This window comes from Proteus sp. G2300 (genome assembly GCF_009915965.1).
GTDB lineage: Bacteria > Pseudomonadota > Gammaproteobacteria > Enterobacterales > Enterobacteriaceae > Proteus > Proteus vulgaris.
This window is the reverse complement of the sequence record NZ_JAABNK010000005.1, coordinates 295,491-309,729: the sequence shown is the minus strand read 5'-3', so window position 1 is coordinate 309,729 and position 14,239 is coordinate 295,491. Positions and strand designations below refer to the sequence as shown.

The following is a 14,239-nucleotide window of genomic DNA, read 5'->3' as shown; positions in this document are numbered from 1 at the left end:
CTATTTTTTTTAATAAAAGAAAAACCAAAGATTAAATAATATTCAACATTAAATTTTTTTTGTAAAAATAATTCTTTTTCTCTAATTCCCTATTGTTTTTTTTATGATACAAGTAAGCATTAGTCATTTTCTAATAAATGAGATCACTAATCATCAATACAGAGAATACAATTAAAAATACAATGGAGTCTTGTTATGAATCTCGTTAAACGATTTATTTCTTATACAAAAGTGAATACAACAACAAATAGAGAAAATGGCGCTGCTGGCATTATGCCTTCCTCAGAAGGTCAGCGAGTGCTTGCTCTACAATTAGTCGAAGAGCTAAAAGCGTTAGGTGTTGAAGATATTAAAATTCGTGATACTGCGATTGTTACTGCGACACTACCTTCTAATCTTGATTATGAAGTACCTACTGTTGCTTTCTTTGGTCATTTAGACACTAGTGCAGAACAGACTAATGATACCAAAGCGCAAATCTTACCTTATAAAGGGGGTGATCTTTGCTTAAATAAAGATCTTGATATTTATTTACGTCAAAGTGAATTTCCTGAATTAGAGAACTATATTGGTGATGATATTATTGTCACTGATGGTACCAGTTTATTAGGTGCTGACGATAAAGCAGCTATCGCCTCTATTATGGATATGTTGCAGTACTTTAAACAACATCCTGAAGTTAAACATGGTACGGTTAAAATTGGTTTTGTGCCAGATGAAGAGCAAGGTCTACGAGGTGCAAAAGCTTTTGATACTAAAGAATTTGGCGCCGATTTTGCTTATACATTGGATTGTTGCGGTATTGGTGAATTAGTTTATGAAAACTGGAATGCAGGTGATGTTGAAATCACATTTACGGGTGCATCAGCTCATCCGATGTCAGCAAAAGGTAAATTAAAAAACTCATTATTAATGGCACACAAATTCGTTGCAATGTTGCCGGGCGGTGAAGCTCCAGAATATACCGAAGGCCGTGAGGGTTATTATTGGGTAAAACAATTAGCTGGTAATAGTGCTCGCACGATATTAAAAATGGATGTGCGTGATTTTACCGAAAAAGGCTATGCACAACGTATGGCATTTTTAAAGCAGCTTTCAGAATATTGTGAAGGCTTATGGGGGGAAGGTTCTGTCGTTTGTAAACAAGCTGACCGCTATGCCAACGTCTTTAATAGCCTGCAAGGTGATAACCGTTATCCGATTGATATTGCTGTGGCTGCTTATGAAGCAAATGGCATTACCCCTCGTCCAATTCCAATGCGTGGTGGTTATGATGGCGCAGCGCTCTCTCAAAATGGCCTGCCTTGTCCTAATATCTTTACCGGTGCGCATAATTTCCACTCTATTTATGAATATCTGCCAGTTAAATCGCTTTACGCTGCTAGTGATGTCTTAAAATCTGTCGTGACGATCACGGCGGAGCGTTTTGCACCTGGAGCTAAAGCATGATCCAAATTCTTGCGGTCTTAGTAGTCGTCGTTATTGTCGCCAGAATGATCTTGAAAGGATATAAAGCCGAACCTGTTTTGTTAATAGCAGGTTTAGCCTTAATGGCACTCACCATGCTGTTTGGTTGGGGAGATATTCTTCCTAAAAATGTCAAAACAACAGGTATTGGCTGGTTAGATCCTTTTGAAGTAATGCGTGATCTCTTTAGTAGTCGTGCGGCTGATCTTGGTTTAATGATCATGGCACTGATGGGATTTGCGCATTATATGGATCATATTGGCGCCAATGAGGCCGTTGTACGTGTTGCAACTCGCCCATTGAAAAATATGCGCTCACCTTATGTGTTGCTATTTTTCTCTTTTTTACTCGCGAGTATTTTGCAACTTGCTATTCCTTCAGCAACTGGATTGGCCGTTCTATTAATGGGCACCATGTTCCCGATTATGATAGGACTTGGTTTATCTCCAGCCTCTGCTGCGGGTGTGATTGCAACTTCATTGGGTGTTGCTTATACCCCGACTGCAATTGATGCCATTCGTGGTGCAAAAGCCGTTGATTTAGGGGTTGTTGAATATGTGCTTTATTACCAAGGGCCAGCAGCTGTCGCAACCGTATTAGCTATTGGTATTACGCATATCTTTTGGCAACGTCATTGTGACCGCAAAGCTGGATTTATGCCTCAATTAGGCACAATATCTGAAGAAGTAAAAAGTAATAAAAACGTACCTGGCTTTTATGCCTTATTGCCAATGTTACCCATTATGATGGCGGTAAGTTCATCAAGCCTATTTGTTAAAGGCATTCACCTTGATGTGGTCACAATCGTATTGATTTCAATGGCAATTTGTATGCTAATTGAATCCCTACGCTTACGTGATTTTAAATCAGTATGTGCCGGCTTTCAGCATTTCTTAAAAGGTATGGGCTCTGCATTTAGTAATGTTGTGGGTTTATTAGTCGCTGCAGGTGTTTTTGCTCATGGTATTAAAGTGAGTGGTGCTATAGAGAGTTTGATCATTATGGCAGAGTCTGTTGGCCTGCCTCCATTTGCAATGGCACTCGTTTTCGCTATCGTCACATTAGCAGCCGCGATTATTATGGGTTCAGGTAATGCGCCATTCCTTGCATTCGTTGAACTAATTCCACAAATTGCTCATAGTATGGGAGTAAACCCAATTGCGATGATTTTACCTATGCAACAAGCATCACATATGGGACGAGGTATGTCTCCTGTAGCTGGGGTTATCATTGCAGTATCTAGTGGTGCAAAGCTACAACCATTTGATGTTGTAAAAAGGACAGCAATACCACTTATGGTTGGTTTTATATTCCATAGCGCTATTATTGCTATTTTCTATTATTAATAAATAAACCTGAAGCTATATTTTTGCTTCAGGTTATTTTCAAATAATAAACATATTAAAAATAGATAAAGATATTTGATTGTTATTTAGATAATAAAAAATTAATTATATCTTTTTATAAAAATATATTTCTATTTTCAAATAAAGCATTGATGCTATTACTATGAAAATATTAACAAAAGAATAAAAGATTATTCTTATACTCTCGAAAATAAAGAGCTTATTATCTATTCTGTTAAGATAATCGTGTGATGCTTGAAGCACTCATTGCCTTTATTTTAACATTCCTAAGTTAGCCCACATTCAGTATGAATATTATACTAGCAATAGAACTGTGTATTCGTTCTATTGCCTTTTTATTTTATCTCACCGTTAGATATTCAAATTATTTCATTCTATTTTTTATTAATAAATAAGATACAAAACACCCGCTTTTACACTAAAAAATTGCACAAGGGCGCCAAAATATTTACTTTTATTTATTGTGGAAAAAACTACCAAGATTGACATCATAAAGAGTAATAATTTCTTAAATTTTACGCAATGCTAGTAAATTCGGAAAAAACTTTCTCCTATAAATTCAGTATTATGATGGTATTAAAAATAGAATAACTCATTAATTTTCATACTGTTTATTGGATACATGCAATGAAAGAACAATTATCCTCTCGTTGGAAAATATTAATAGCGGCAGTAAAACAACAAGTCAAACCCGCTTTAGGTTGTACAGAACCTATTTCGCTTGCATTAGCAGCTGCAACAGCAGCAAGTTACTTACAACACGCGATTACCCGCATTAGTGCAGAAGTCTCTCCTAATTTAATGAAAAACGGCATGGGCGTAACCGTACCAGGTACGGGTATGGTAGGTTTATCCATTGCCGCAAGCTTGGGTGCCGTTGGTGGTGATTGTAAAGCTGGCCTCGAAGTATTAAAAAATGCAACACCAGACCATGTTGAACAAAGCAAAGCATTATTAGCTTCTGGCATTGTGAATGTTTCGATTAAAAAAGCATGCCAAGAAGTACTCTACAGCGAAGTTACTGTTGAAGATGGCGAAAACAGCGCAACTGTCATTATTGCAGGCAATCACACCAATATTGTTAAAATCATTCATAACAACAATGTGATTTTTGATAACACTTGTGACGATGCTGAACAATCAACATCGCCTTGCGAAATCAAAGAAACACTGACTCAAACAAATACCCAAGAAATTTATCAATTTGTTACTCAAATACCAGTAGAAGAAATTTCTTTTATCCTTGAATCAGCACACTTAAATGATGCGTTATCAAAAGAAGGTTTGAACAATACTTATGGTTTACATATTGGGCAAACTTTACAACGCCAACAACAGCGTGGTTTATTAGCAAAAGATTTATTATCTGAAATTATGATCCGTACTTCTGCTGCATCTGATGCACGTATGGGTGGTGCCGTTTTACCTGCTATGAGTAATTCTGGCTCAGGTAACCAAGGTATTGCGGCAACAATGCCTGTCGTCGTCGTTGCTGAATATTTGAAGGTCAGCGAAGAGAAAATGGCGAGAGCATTAATGCTTTCTCATTTACTCGCAATCTATATTCATCATAAATTCCCCGCGTTATCTGCGTTATGTGCAGCAACAACCGCATCAATGGGTGCTGCAGGTGCAATTGCATGGCTAATGGATGAACGCTATGAATCCATGGCAATGGCAATTAGTAGCATGATTGGTGATATTAGTGGTGTAATTTGTGATGGCGCATCAAATAGCTGTGCAATGAAAGTTTCAACAGGAGCAAGTGCGGCTTATAAAGCTGTATTAATGGCGCTAGATAATACTTATGTGACAGGTAATGACGGTATTGTCGCTCATGATGTTGACTCTACAATTGAAAATCTGTGTGCATTAGCAAGCCGTGCAATGCAACATACTGATGTCCAAATTATTGAGATCATGGAATATAAAGCTGTTGCTAATGGCTAATTTGAACGTTTAAAAAAAAGCACCCCATAATGTTGGTTATTATGGGGTGAAACATAAGATCCTAGGAACAGGATCCTCCTCAAGTCAGGAGCTTATCAATATTCGTTACTGCTATTTTTACGACTACTACGGTTACTTCTCTACTTCTTACTACTTTCTAACACTCACTACAGGGTATTAGGTTAATATGTCTTCTCTTCTGTGCTAGGCATCAATGCATCAAAACTGGCTCTTATCTCTTCTTCTGGTAATTGAATGCCAATAAAGACCAATGTGCTTTGGCGAGTTTCATCCTCATGCCATGGTCTATCCCAATCAGCACTGTAAAGACGTTGTACTCCTTGGAATAACAAGCGATTAGGTTGATCTTTAATATTTAATATCCCCTTATAACGCAAAAGATTATCAGCAAAGCTTAATAATAATTTTTCCATTACATCTGAGACTTTTTGCAATTCAACGGGATAATCGAATTTCAGCACAATGGAATGAATATCATCTTGCTTATCTGCTTGATAACGAAACAAAGGCTGTTTTACATCAAGATTATCGTTCAACATAAAACCTTTTACGTTAAACAATAATCCTAAATCAATTTGCCCATGAATAACGGTATTAACGGGGGCTCTTGCATTAATACGTCTTAAACGCGCCATTAATTCAGGAGAGGCTGGTGTGATATCTGTTTTCGTTAACAAAATGCGGTCAGCATAACCTATTTGAGACTGAGCAATCGTAAATTGATCAAGCTGTTGTTGAGCATGAATATTATCGACAACAGTAATAATTCCATCCAACAAATAGCGTTGGCAAATTACTTCATGAGAAAAAAATGTTTGGCTAATCGGGCCAGGATCAGCCATACCAGTACATTCAATGACTAATCTATCAAACTGAATTTCACCACGATCGAGACTGTCACATAAATCTAATAACGTGTCTTCTAATTCATTCGATTTGCTGCAACAAATACAACCATTGGTAAGCGTTTTAATTTGAGTGGCTCTATCACCAATAATTTCGTCATCAATAGGCACTTCACCAAATTCATTTTCAATAACAGCGATTTTATAACCATGCTCTTCATTGAGCATATGACGCAAAAGCGTTGTTTTTCCTGATCCTAAAAAACCAGTCAATATCGTAACTGCAATAGGTTCCATAATGTGTCTCCTTTACAGATTATTAGCAACAGCGAAAACCGCCTTTACCGTCACCACCGCCATAACGAGCTTCCTGACGTTCACGGAAAAACTCGTTATAGGTCATAACTGGCTTATCTGGATGGTTATCTTTCATATGCTGTACATAGTTGTCATAATCAGGAATACCTATCAGCATACGTGCAGCTTGTCCTAGATATTTTCCAGCTTGTCCTAAATTGCCAAACATACGTTTCTCCTAAACTCCGTACCAGCTAAACCAGTACGGAGTTAAACTGTTTACCGAATATTAGTGACCAGAGGACACTTTAACGTCTTTTGGCATAGGAGCATATGGTGTTTCTTGTGCTGTTTCTTTTGGGTTTTTACGTGCTTTCATTGCGGTACGGAAACCGTAGAAAATGATGCTGTAAACAACCACTAAGAACAGAATACTTAAGCCTGCATTAGTGTAGTTATTGATTACAATATGATTCATATTGGTAATCTCTGCCGCGGTTAAGTCGGCACCTCCTGCTAAAATCTTCGCTTTGTATTCATTTGCTAAGTAGAAGAAACCTTCCATTTGTGGGTCATCACTTAGAAGTTTCAGACCTAATGCCCATGTTGTACAAATCAATAGCCATACTGCTGGAATAACAGTTACCCAAATATATTTAGTGCGTTTCATCTTAATTAAGATAACCGTACCTAATACCAGAGCAACAGCCGCTAACATTTGGTTTGAAATACCAAACAATGGCCATAGACTCTTAACACCACCTAGTGGGTCAACAACACCTTGGTATAACAGATATCCCCATAAACCTACGCAACCCGCCGTACCAATAACACCCGGAATAAACGAATTTGTTTTCTTCAGATAAGGGATAAAGTTACCTAACAAGTCTTGAAGCATAAAGCGACCAGAACGTGTACCGGCATCTAACGCCGTTAAAATAAAGAGCGCTTCGAATAAAATACCAAAGTGATACCAGAAGCCCATATCTGCAGCAGGAATGATCTTATGGAATACCATCGCGATACCAACCGCTAAAGTAGGTGCACCACCAGCACGGTTTAATACTGAAGGCTCACCAATATCTTTCGCTGTTTGTAAGATTTCTTCCGGAGAGATGACAAAGCCCCATGAACTTACTGTTGCAGCTGCATGTACAGTAACTTCTTTTAGTTGCCCCATGATCACTGCCGTATTTTCACCCCCTAATTCGTGTAGGTTTGGCATAGTAATGCCTAAGCCTGCAGGTGGTGTATTCATTGCGAAATACAGACCAGGTTCAATGATAGATGCAGCCACTAGCGCCATAATCGCAACGAACGATTCCATTAACATGGCACCATAACCAATAAAACGAGCATCCATTTCATTTGCGATAAGCTTAGGTGTTGTACCTGAAGCAATCAGAGCATGGAAGCCTGAAACGGCACCACAAGCGATAGTAATAAATAAGAATGGGAATAAAGCCCCTTTCCATAATGGACCAGTACCATCGATATATTGAGTAACCGCCGGCATTTTCAATTCAGGGTTTAAAATAACAATCCCCACGGCCAAACCAACGATAACGCCAATTTTTAAGAACGTTGCTAAGTAGTCACGAGGCGCAAGAATTAACCATACTGGCAGTAATGCAGACACAAAAGCATAACCAATAAGACCAAAGGTAATTGTTGTATCTTTAAAGGTTAACGCTGGCCCCCAGTACGGATCATTCGCAATAACACCGCCAAACCAAATCGCTGCGATCAGTAAGACAATACCAATAACCGAAACTTCGCCCACACGACCTGGACGGATATAGCGCATATAAATACCCATAAACAGGGCAATCGGCACTGTTGAACAAACAGTGAACACACCCCATGGGCTTTCAGCTAATGCTTTAACAACGATAAGTGCAAGTACTGCAAGAATGATGATCATGATAAGGAAACAGCCGAATAAAGCGATAGTACCCGGAATTGGACCCATCTCTTTCTTTATCATCTCACCAAGTGAGTTACCATTACGGCGTGTTGAAATAAACAACACCATAAAGTCTTGTACTGCCCCCGCTAGCACAACCCCTGCTAATAACCAAAGTGTGCCGGGTAAGTACCCCATTTGAGCCGCAAGAACCGGGCCAACTAAAGGACCAGCGCCTGCAATAGCCGCAAAGTGGTGACCAAATAAAACATAACGGTTAGTCGGAACATAGTTCAATCCGTCATTATTAACAACAGAAGGTGTTGCTCTCGTTGGATCAAGCTTCATCACTTTTTGAGCGATATAAAGACTGTAATAACGATAAGCAACTAAGTAGACAGCTACAGAAGCAACAACTATCCATAGAGCACTAACGTGTTCACCACGACGAAGTGCAACCACTGAAAGACAAAAAGCACCGATAATCCCGAGGACCACCCAAGGTACGTGCTTTAAAAATGCATTTTTGTTCATGAGACACCTTTTTTTCAGGCAAGACCGAACAGCCAAAGAGTAATGCGGGACAGTAAAGAATGATTTAAGCGAATCTGAGAGATAACTGCCCGCAGCTACATAATAAGAATTTTGACACTGACATGGTGTGACTAAATCGCTTAGCGGTTGTATACCGAATTAAGCGGTCTATTTTCTTAGTTAAGTGGTTTTGCTGTTTTCAAAAGGCGATTTTTTTGTGATCTAGATAACAATTTTATGACTTTCAATAAGTTATAGAATAATAAAATACAAAAAAAAACGCCTCAACATCAACAAAAAAGGCGTTTTTTTATAACATTACTTAAACAAAGTAAGATTATTGACTAAATTGAACGGATATCAAAAGTACATTACCTTTTCGAGAAGGTGAACCATTAAATCGCCACTGATAAGCAACATCAATCACAGCATTATCAATGCTCATATCACCACTACTGCTTTTTAGCATCACCACTGTAGGAACACCTTGAGGATCAATATCAAGTTGTAAGATCATATCCCCTGTTTTAGGTGCGGAGTTAGGTGCATTCACTTTTGGTAACGGCTGATTACTGCCTTTGATATTTGCTGATGAGAAATCAACACTAAATATCCGATTTGATTGCTCAACTCTATCAACACTTAACGGTGAGCGAATAACTTTGCTATTCGGTTCTGATGCTGGTATTGCACGTTGAGCTAACTGAATTTGTGTTAAGTCATCACTGAGATAATCATCTGAAGGTTTGACTTCAATACCTTCTGGTAAATAACGCATATCCATTCTTGCTCGCAAGGTTTGATAGCGCTCTAAGCGAGCACCCTCAAGTGTATTTATCACCATTCTCATTTCTAGCATTTGCATTAAAGAGCTAATACTCTCTTTTGATTTTTGCTGTGCCGCTTTAGCAAATGCACCTGCTGCAATTTCAGGATCTTCATCTAACCATGTTATCCCCCAACCTAACCAAACATCTTCACGATCGGGTTCTAATGCAATGGCCTGTTCAAAGTGAGTACGCGCATTGAGTAATAAAGTTTGCCAATATTCTTTATCTTGAGGATAAATTTTCGGAGAACTGGCTAAATTATTGGTTCCTACGTTGTAATATTGCAATTCAAAACGTGCCACTGTTCTCACGATATCAGCATTATCCTGATGAAGAGCAAGTTTTTCATTTAAAAAGCGAATGCTATTATCCCAACTTTCATGGTTATTTTTACCATTAGGCAATGTCTGCAACTCTTTTAAGATAGCTTGTAACGCTGCACGCTTTTCTTGCTGTTGTTGAGATAATCTAGGGTAATAAGAAGCATAAGGATCATAGCTAGAGCGAGTTGCTTCTCTTCCATCTTCTAATTCAGGTGCTTGCTTTTTCAGTTCTGTATAAGCATTTTCAGTCAGTGTTATCCCTTTTACATCTTGTCTCGCATAAGCTTTAACCAATGTTATCAATGTTGATTGTTGCTTAACCGCATACTCTTTCCAACCAAGACGGGTACTTTCAAAACGGACTGTCACACGTTGGCGATATCCGTCTTTGTTTGGCATAAAACGCCAATGACGAGCAGCTTTCACAGCTTGATCATCGAAAGCATGAATACCACTACTGTTTTGCACCCAAAGCCCTGAAATACGCCCTTGAGGATCAACATCAACGGATAAAATAACATCTGCACGAGGGATATATTTTCTGATTGTTGGATAACGGATCTCAGTTAAGTTTTTCACTTCATTAGGTGATTCAACAATCACTTCTCCGGGATACTCTTTTCCCATCATTGATTGCATTTCAAGATAAGTGGTTAAATCATTATTAATTGCATTACTCACTGGTAATCGCTGATTAGCAAGCTTAGTGACTTCTTCTGGTGGTGTACTGCTTTGTCGATAAAAACGATCTTCAACAACACGCGCTTGTAATATTTGATAAATCTGGCGCTGATTTTCAGTAAGCTCTGAAATTGCTTTTTTCAACAATTGTTGTGCTGAAATATCATTATGGCCTTGCTTAGCTTGCTTGAGCGTATCTGCCACCATTAAAGCTAACATCGCTTTTTCAATTTGTGTATCCAAAGAACGATGAGCAATATAAGTAAGTGCTAAAACTTGCCATGCCTCAGGTGATAATGGTGCAACAGCAATAACATTAATACCTGATTGCGTTAATTGAGCATCATTACTATTTGAAAGGGAAGCTAATGCCTGAGCAACCATAATCTCAGGTTGATTTAATAGCCAGTCGCCATAAAAATTGAGTATTTTTGCAGCTTCCGCATATTCTGATGTTCCCTTGGTATGAACTAAATAAGCTTCTTTCGCTTTTGTCGCTACTGCCACATCATCACTAAAATAATCCAATCCTGGTAAAGTAATTCGCACTTTCTCAATAGCGCTAATAGATGCCAGCGCTTTAGATTGATTAGACCGGATAATGTTACGGATCTCATTTTCACTATTAACAACAAGATAATGATAATTTTGCCATTCAGATTGTTCGATACTTTGTAAAACAAAACGACGACGATCTTCCAATTCACTCGTTGGGATCACTGAAAATGACACGCCCAGCGCCATTAAAAGCACTAGCCCCCCACCGAATAAATAGTAAATATTTTTAGCTCTCCACGATTGCAATAACATTACAATCGTCATAATGAGAGAGCCTAGCCATAATCCCAGTAAGAAATTACGCTCATCAAAGCGAACAGATGAGGGGAGAATTTGGCTATTAACACCATCAATCAAACTAAAGGTTGAAACTAAGAAGGCTGGCAACCAAAAAGGGAACAGTAACGTTATAACGCCAATAATAATGAGGATCAGCTTTATTCTTTTTTTCATGTTATTTCCCTAAACTATGGCTTTCTTTTCAAAATATGCATTGAAGGGAAAACAAAAATAACTAACAAGATAATGGCTGAAACCATTAAAAACATCACACTCAACATCGTTATTAGTATTTGTTCAATATAATCCGCTTTGATTAAATCAGCGATCCAACTAGAACCTAAACTACTGCTGGCTCCTTGTGGAATAAAGTTCATCAGTAATACCCCCAAAATCACAGGAACAATCATGGCAATAGCAGTATGTAATATGACTTTGGGTACTTGGTTTATTGCATTTTTAACTGCAATAAATATCGCAGGCGGTTGAATAGGTTTCGCTGGCGTAGTTTGAATTGGCGCTTGTCGGATATTCGCATTTTGTACTCTTTTTTGACGAACTTGCTCACGTTGCGTTTGGTTTTGTTTTTGAGTCGTTGCAACTTGCTGTAATTGAGCTTGTCTTGCACATGCTACACAGGCTTTACCTGCAAAATGCTGGTGGTTTTTATCTTTCTGACAAACCACCATTTGCTGTTTTTCAGGTTGTGCATATTCATAAAGTGCCGTCGCCCATGTTTTGGCACTTGGTCTTAATGAAGGTGCACCAGAAAACGCTTTATCAAAAAGTATTCTTAATGTATCAGGTAATTGTTTATGTCCACTCGCCACACTGGGTGTAATTAAATTATGTGCCTTTACGCCATAGCCATAAAAACGACCAGCAATACGTCTTGGAATATCAGTAGGAACACTGTCATTTTTAGGACGACCACTAAAGGGGTGAATACCAAAATTAAGCAGTTGAAAAATAATGACAGCTAATGCAAATCGGTCTTGCGACTCTTCTTGCTCTTGTGGAATAGTTTGCTTTGCTTGAAATTCTGGCGCTAAGTATTCAACCGTAAATTGCCCTGCGGGATAGCGTATATTTTCACCTTGAATACTAAAACCATCACAATCAAGAAGAGACATGTATAAGCTTGATTTATAAAACCGCAGGTTTAACGGTTTCATATCAATAATACGATGTCCTTGTTGATGCAATGCATCAATCAATGTACAAAGATTATAAGCCAGACTAACCTTAGCGCCCATCCCTGTGGGTAAGTTATGAGCTTTTGCTTGACGCTCTTGAAGAATATACTCCAACTCTATGGTGTTTTTCACATCCAGTTCAGGCATTACAAAGCCAACAAATTGCTTTTGGCTATTGTATAAACGTGCTTCTGGCCATGCGAGTTGAATTATTGGGGTATCATTAACAGAAATGGCTTCTAATGCAGGTTTTAGCTTCTGCATTGCCGTGATCTTTTTCAGATAATAAGCTTTATCAATTTTATCATGATAAACCTTTGATACTTGGAAAGAGGCATTATTAATGTGACTAACACTTCCTGCCCCCCCACTTTTTATCAACTCACCAATTTGATAAATCTTACCATTTTCATCTTGCAGTTGTGTCGCACCAGATGTCACTATTCTTTTTTTTCTCGCTTTTACCACAACGTTTCATCCCTGATGCAAATCACTAAAGTTTTATCATCACCCGTAATTGAATGTGTACGAGGATCTGCCAATGTTCCCGCGAGTGCTTCACTTCCACAGTCTTCTGAGACTGTTTTTAAATAACGAATAACGGGGGTAATGAAAGGCTCGTAAAGAGCATCACACGCTTTATTCATGGCAAAAGGCTGTACACCATCTGACATTAAAATAACTTGCTTCACTGGTTTATTGAGAGGTATAACACGTAGGTGTGCTTCCCAGTTCTCAGACGTCACAAACCAGGTTTGATTGGCATATTCGCCATTTTCTGGTTGAGAAACATAACTTGTACCATCACTGTATTCCACAACCGCAATACCATCACCTAAATGGAATAAGTAGCCACCTTCATCACCAATCCAACATGCCACAAGAGTGGATGCATATTCATTAAGTGCACACTGTTTTATTTCTGCATATTCAGCAAGTTGAATGCGAATATCTTCAATAAGTTGTTTTGTACCCTGTGCTATCTGTTTTTCGGTTAATAAATCAATATTTGGCCACTCTGTAATGCGTAGTGTAAATAACCGCGCCACAAGTTGAGCACCTTGCTCACTATAACGAGATGAACCAGCACCATCACAAACAGCTGCGATAAGATACTCGCCCTTGCGGCGAATAAAATACGCATCCTGACAAGGAATTTGACGTTCTTGATGGGCAATACCTGTCACCGATGCCCCATAAGCTAACCAATCATTCATCAAACAGGTACACTCGCCCAAGAATCTGTTGAAGGTAATTGTGCAGTGCCACCCGGTGTTGATTGAGAAACCACTTGCATACTGGCACTTAACCACAAGAATAATTCTTTAAATTGCAGCCCTTTAAGCATTTTCACACCATTAACACCATTACGACTAAAACTTCCCATCACTTCTGCTGATGCACCATCAACCATAATTGGAAATACTGCTGTTTTTTGACTTTCTTCTGCTTGGCGACAAAGCTGTGCGGCTTGTTCCCACTGATCAGTTGGTACACCATCAGACATTAAAAATAGCCAAGGACGAGTATAAGCAACACCCGCTTGTTTAAAGCGTTGTTTTTCAGCTTCTATCTCTTCAAGCGCCAACATGATTGCTTGTCCCATTGGGGTTGTGCCATTTGCTTCTAAAACGGGAGCCGTAAAGTCCATCGCATCTTTCCAATCACCATGCACCGTACATTGGTCATATCCACCATATTCAATCACTAAAATACGCACACGTTTCGCTGCGATAACGTCATTTTTTAGTTCTTGTTCAAGTAGTTTAAGGCCTTCATTTAATTGTTGAATAGGCTGACCATACATACTACCAGAACTATCTAACACTAAGATCAGAGGGGTACGTTGTTCACTGTTATCAACTAAGGCTACGTCAGGGATCATAAGATGCTCCATCATTCAGTTATTATTTTTCATGATAATGATTAATGTAACATAAAGGCGCAAAATTCATCAGAAAGAAAAAAACAATAATTTGAAGATA

10 protein-coding genes are annotated in these 14,239 nt (G+C 38.6%); 3 read left to right on the top strand and 7 right to left on the bottom strand.

Annotation, left to right across the window (positions count from 1 at the left end; all coding sequences use genetic code 11):
* Positions 1-195 precede the first annotated feature (195 nt).
* From pepT to GWI97_RS03635, 3 genes are all read left to right on the top strand, one after another.
* A complete protein-coding gene (gene pepT / locus GWI97_RS03645; protein ID WP_036932841.1) occupies positions 196-1,449 on the top strand; it encodes a peptidase T in 1,254 nt (417 codons plus the stop codon).
* Positions 1,446-2,813 (top strand): C4-dicarboxylate transporter DcuC, encoded by a 1,368-nt coding sequence (dcuC, locus tag GWI97_RS03640; RefSeq protein ID WP_087802986.1) that lies wholly within the window; start codon positions 1,446-1,448, stop codon positions 2,811-2,813. The genes pepT and dcuC overlap by 4 nt, the downstream gene beginning before the upstream one ends.
* Positions 2,814-3,461: 648 nt before the next feature.
* Positions 3,462-4,784 carry an L-cysteine desulfidase family protein gene (locus GWI97_RS03635; protein ID WP_036932844.1) on the top strand — a complete coding sequence of 441 codons (1,323 nt, stop codon included), beginning with the start codon at positions 3,462-3,464 and terminating at the stop codon, positions 4,782-4,784.
* A 182-nt stretch (positions 4,785-4,966) separates the two neighbouring features.
* Here the strand turns inward: GWI97_RS03635 and yjiA are convergent, their stop codons facing one another.
* From yjiA to GWI97_RS03600, 7 genes are all read right to left on the bottom strand, one after another.
* Entirely contained in the window at positions 4,967-5,947 is a 981-nt protein-coding gene (gene yjiA, locus GWI97_RS03630; RefSeq protein ID WP_036932846.1) for a GTPase, read from the bottom strand.
* A gap of 22 nt (positions 5,948-5,969) precedes the next feature.
* Positions 5,970-6,176 (bottom strand): YbdD/YjiX family protein, encoded by a 207-nt coding sequence (locus tag GWI97_RS03625; protein WP_004245057.1) that lies wholly within the window; start codon positions 6,174-6,176, stop codon positions 5,970-5,972.
* Between the two features lie 60 nt (positions 6,177-6,236).
* Positions 6,237-8,387: a carbon starvation CstA family protein gene (locus GWI97_RS03620; protein ID WP_036932847.1), complete on the bottom strand. Its 2,151-nt coding sequence runs from the start codon at positions 8,385-8,387 to the stop codon at positions 6,237-6,239.
* Positions 8,388-8,724: 337 nt separating this feature from the next.
* On the bottom strand, positions 8,725-11,232 hold the full coding sequence (locus tag GWI97_RS03615; protein ID WP_103005040.1) for an energy transducer TonB family protein: 2,508 nt from the start codon (positions 11,230-11,232) through the stop codon (positions 8,725-8,727).
* Between the two features lie 14 nt (positions 11,233-11,246).
* Entirely contained in the window at positions 11,247-12,722 is a 1,476-nt protein-coding gene (locus GWI97_RS03610) for a hypothetical protein (protein WP_052038404.1), read from the bottom strand.
* Complete coding sequence (locus GWI97_RS03605; protein ID WP_087802982.1) at positions 12,716-13,471, bottom strand: PP2C family serine/threonine-protein phosphatase; 756 nt, start codon at positions 13,469-13,471, stop codon at positions 12,716-12,718. Before GWI97_RS03605 ends, GWI97_RS03610 begins: the two co-directional genes overlap by 7 nt.
* Positions 13,471-14,139, bottom strand: a complete 669-nt coding sequence (locus GWI97_RS03600) for a vWA domain-containing protein (protein ID WP_036932852.1) — start codon at positions 14,137-14,139, stop codon at positions 13,471-13,473. The genes GWI97_RS03605 and GWI97_RS03600 overlap by 1 nt, the downstream gene beginning before the upstream one ends.
* Positions 14,140-14,239 lie beyond the last annotated feature (100 nt).

Excerpts from the sequence above, each read along its gene's own strand:
- pepT (WP_036932841.1), top strand. The coding sequence starts at position 196 with ATGAATCTCGTTAAACGATTTATTTCTTATACAAAAGTGAATACAACA.
- dcuC (WP_087802986.1), top strand. The coding sequence starts at position 1,446 with ATGATCCAAATTCTTGCGGTCTTAGTAGTCGTCGTTATTGTCGCCAGA.
- GWI97_RS03635 (WP_036932844.1), top strand. The coding sequence starts at position 3,462 with ATGAAAGAACAATTATCCTCTCGTTGGAAAATATTAATAGCGGCAGTA.
- yjiA (WP_036932846.1), bottom strand. The coding sequence starts at position 5,947 with ATGGAACCTATTGCAGTTACGATATTGACTGGTTTTTTAGGATCAGGA.
- GWI97_RS03625 (WP_004245057.1), bottom strand. The coding sequence starts at position 6,176 with ATGTTTGGCAATTTAGGACAAGCTGGAAAATATCTAGGACAAGCTGCA.
- GWI97_RS03620 (WP_036932847.1), bottom strand. The coding sequence starts at position 8,387 with ATGAACAAAAATGCATTTTTAAAGCACGTACCTTGGGTGGTCCTCGGG.
- GWI97_RS03615 (WP_103005040.1), bottom strand. The coding sequence starts at position 11,232 with ATGAAAAAAAGAATAAAGCTGATCCTCATTATTATTGGCGTTATAACG.
- GWI97_RS03605 (WP_087802982.1), bottom strand. The coding sequence starts at position 13,471 with ATGAATGATTGGTTAGCTTATGGGGCATCGGTGACAGGTATTGCCCAT.
- GWI97_RS03600 (WP_036932852.1), bottom strand. The coding sequence starts at position 14,139 with ATGATCCCTGACGTAGCCTTAGTTGATAACAGTGAACAACGTACCCCT.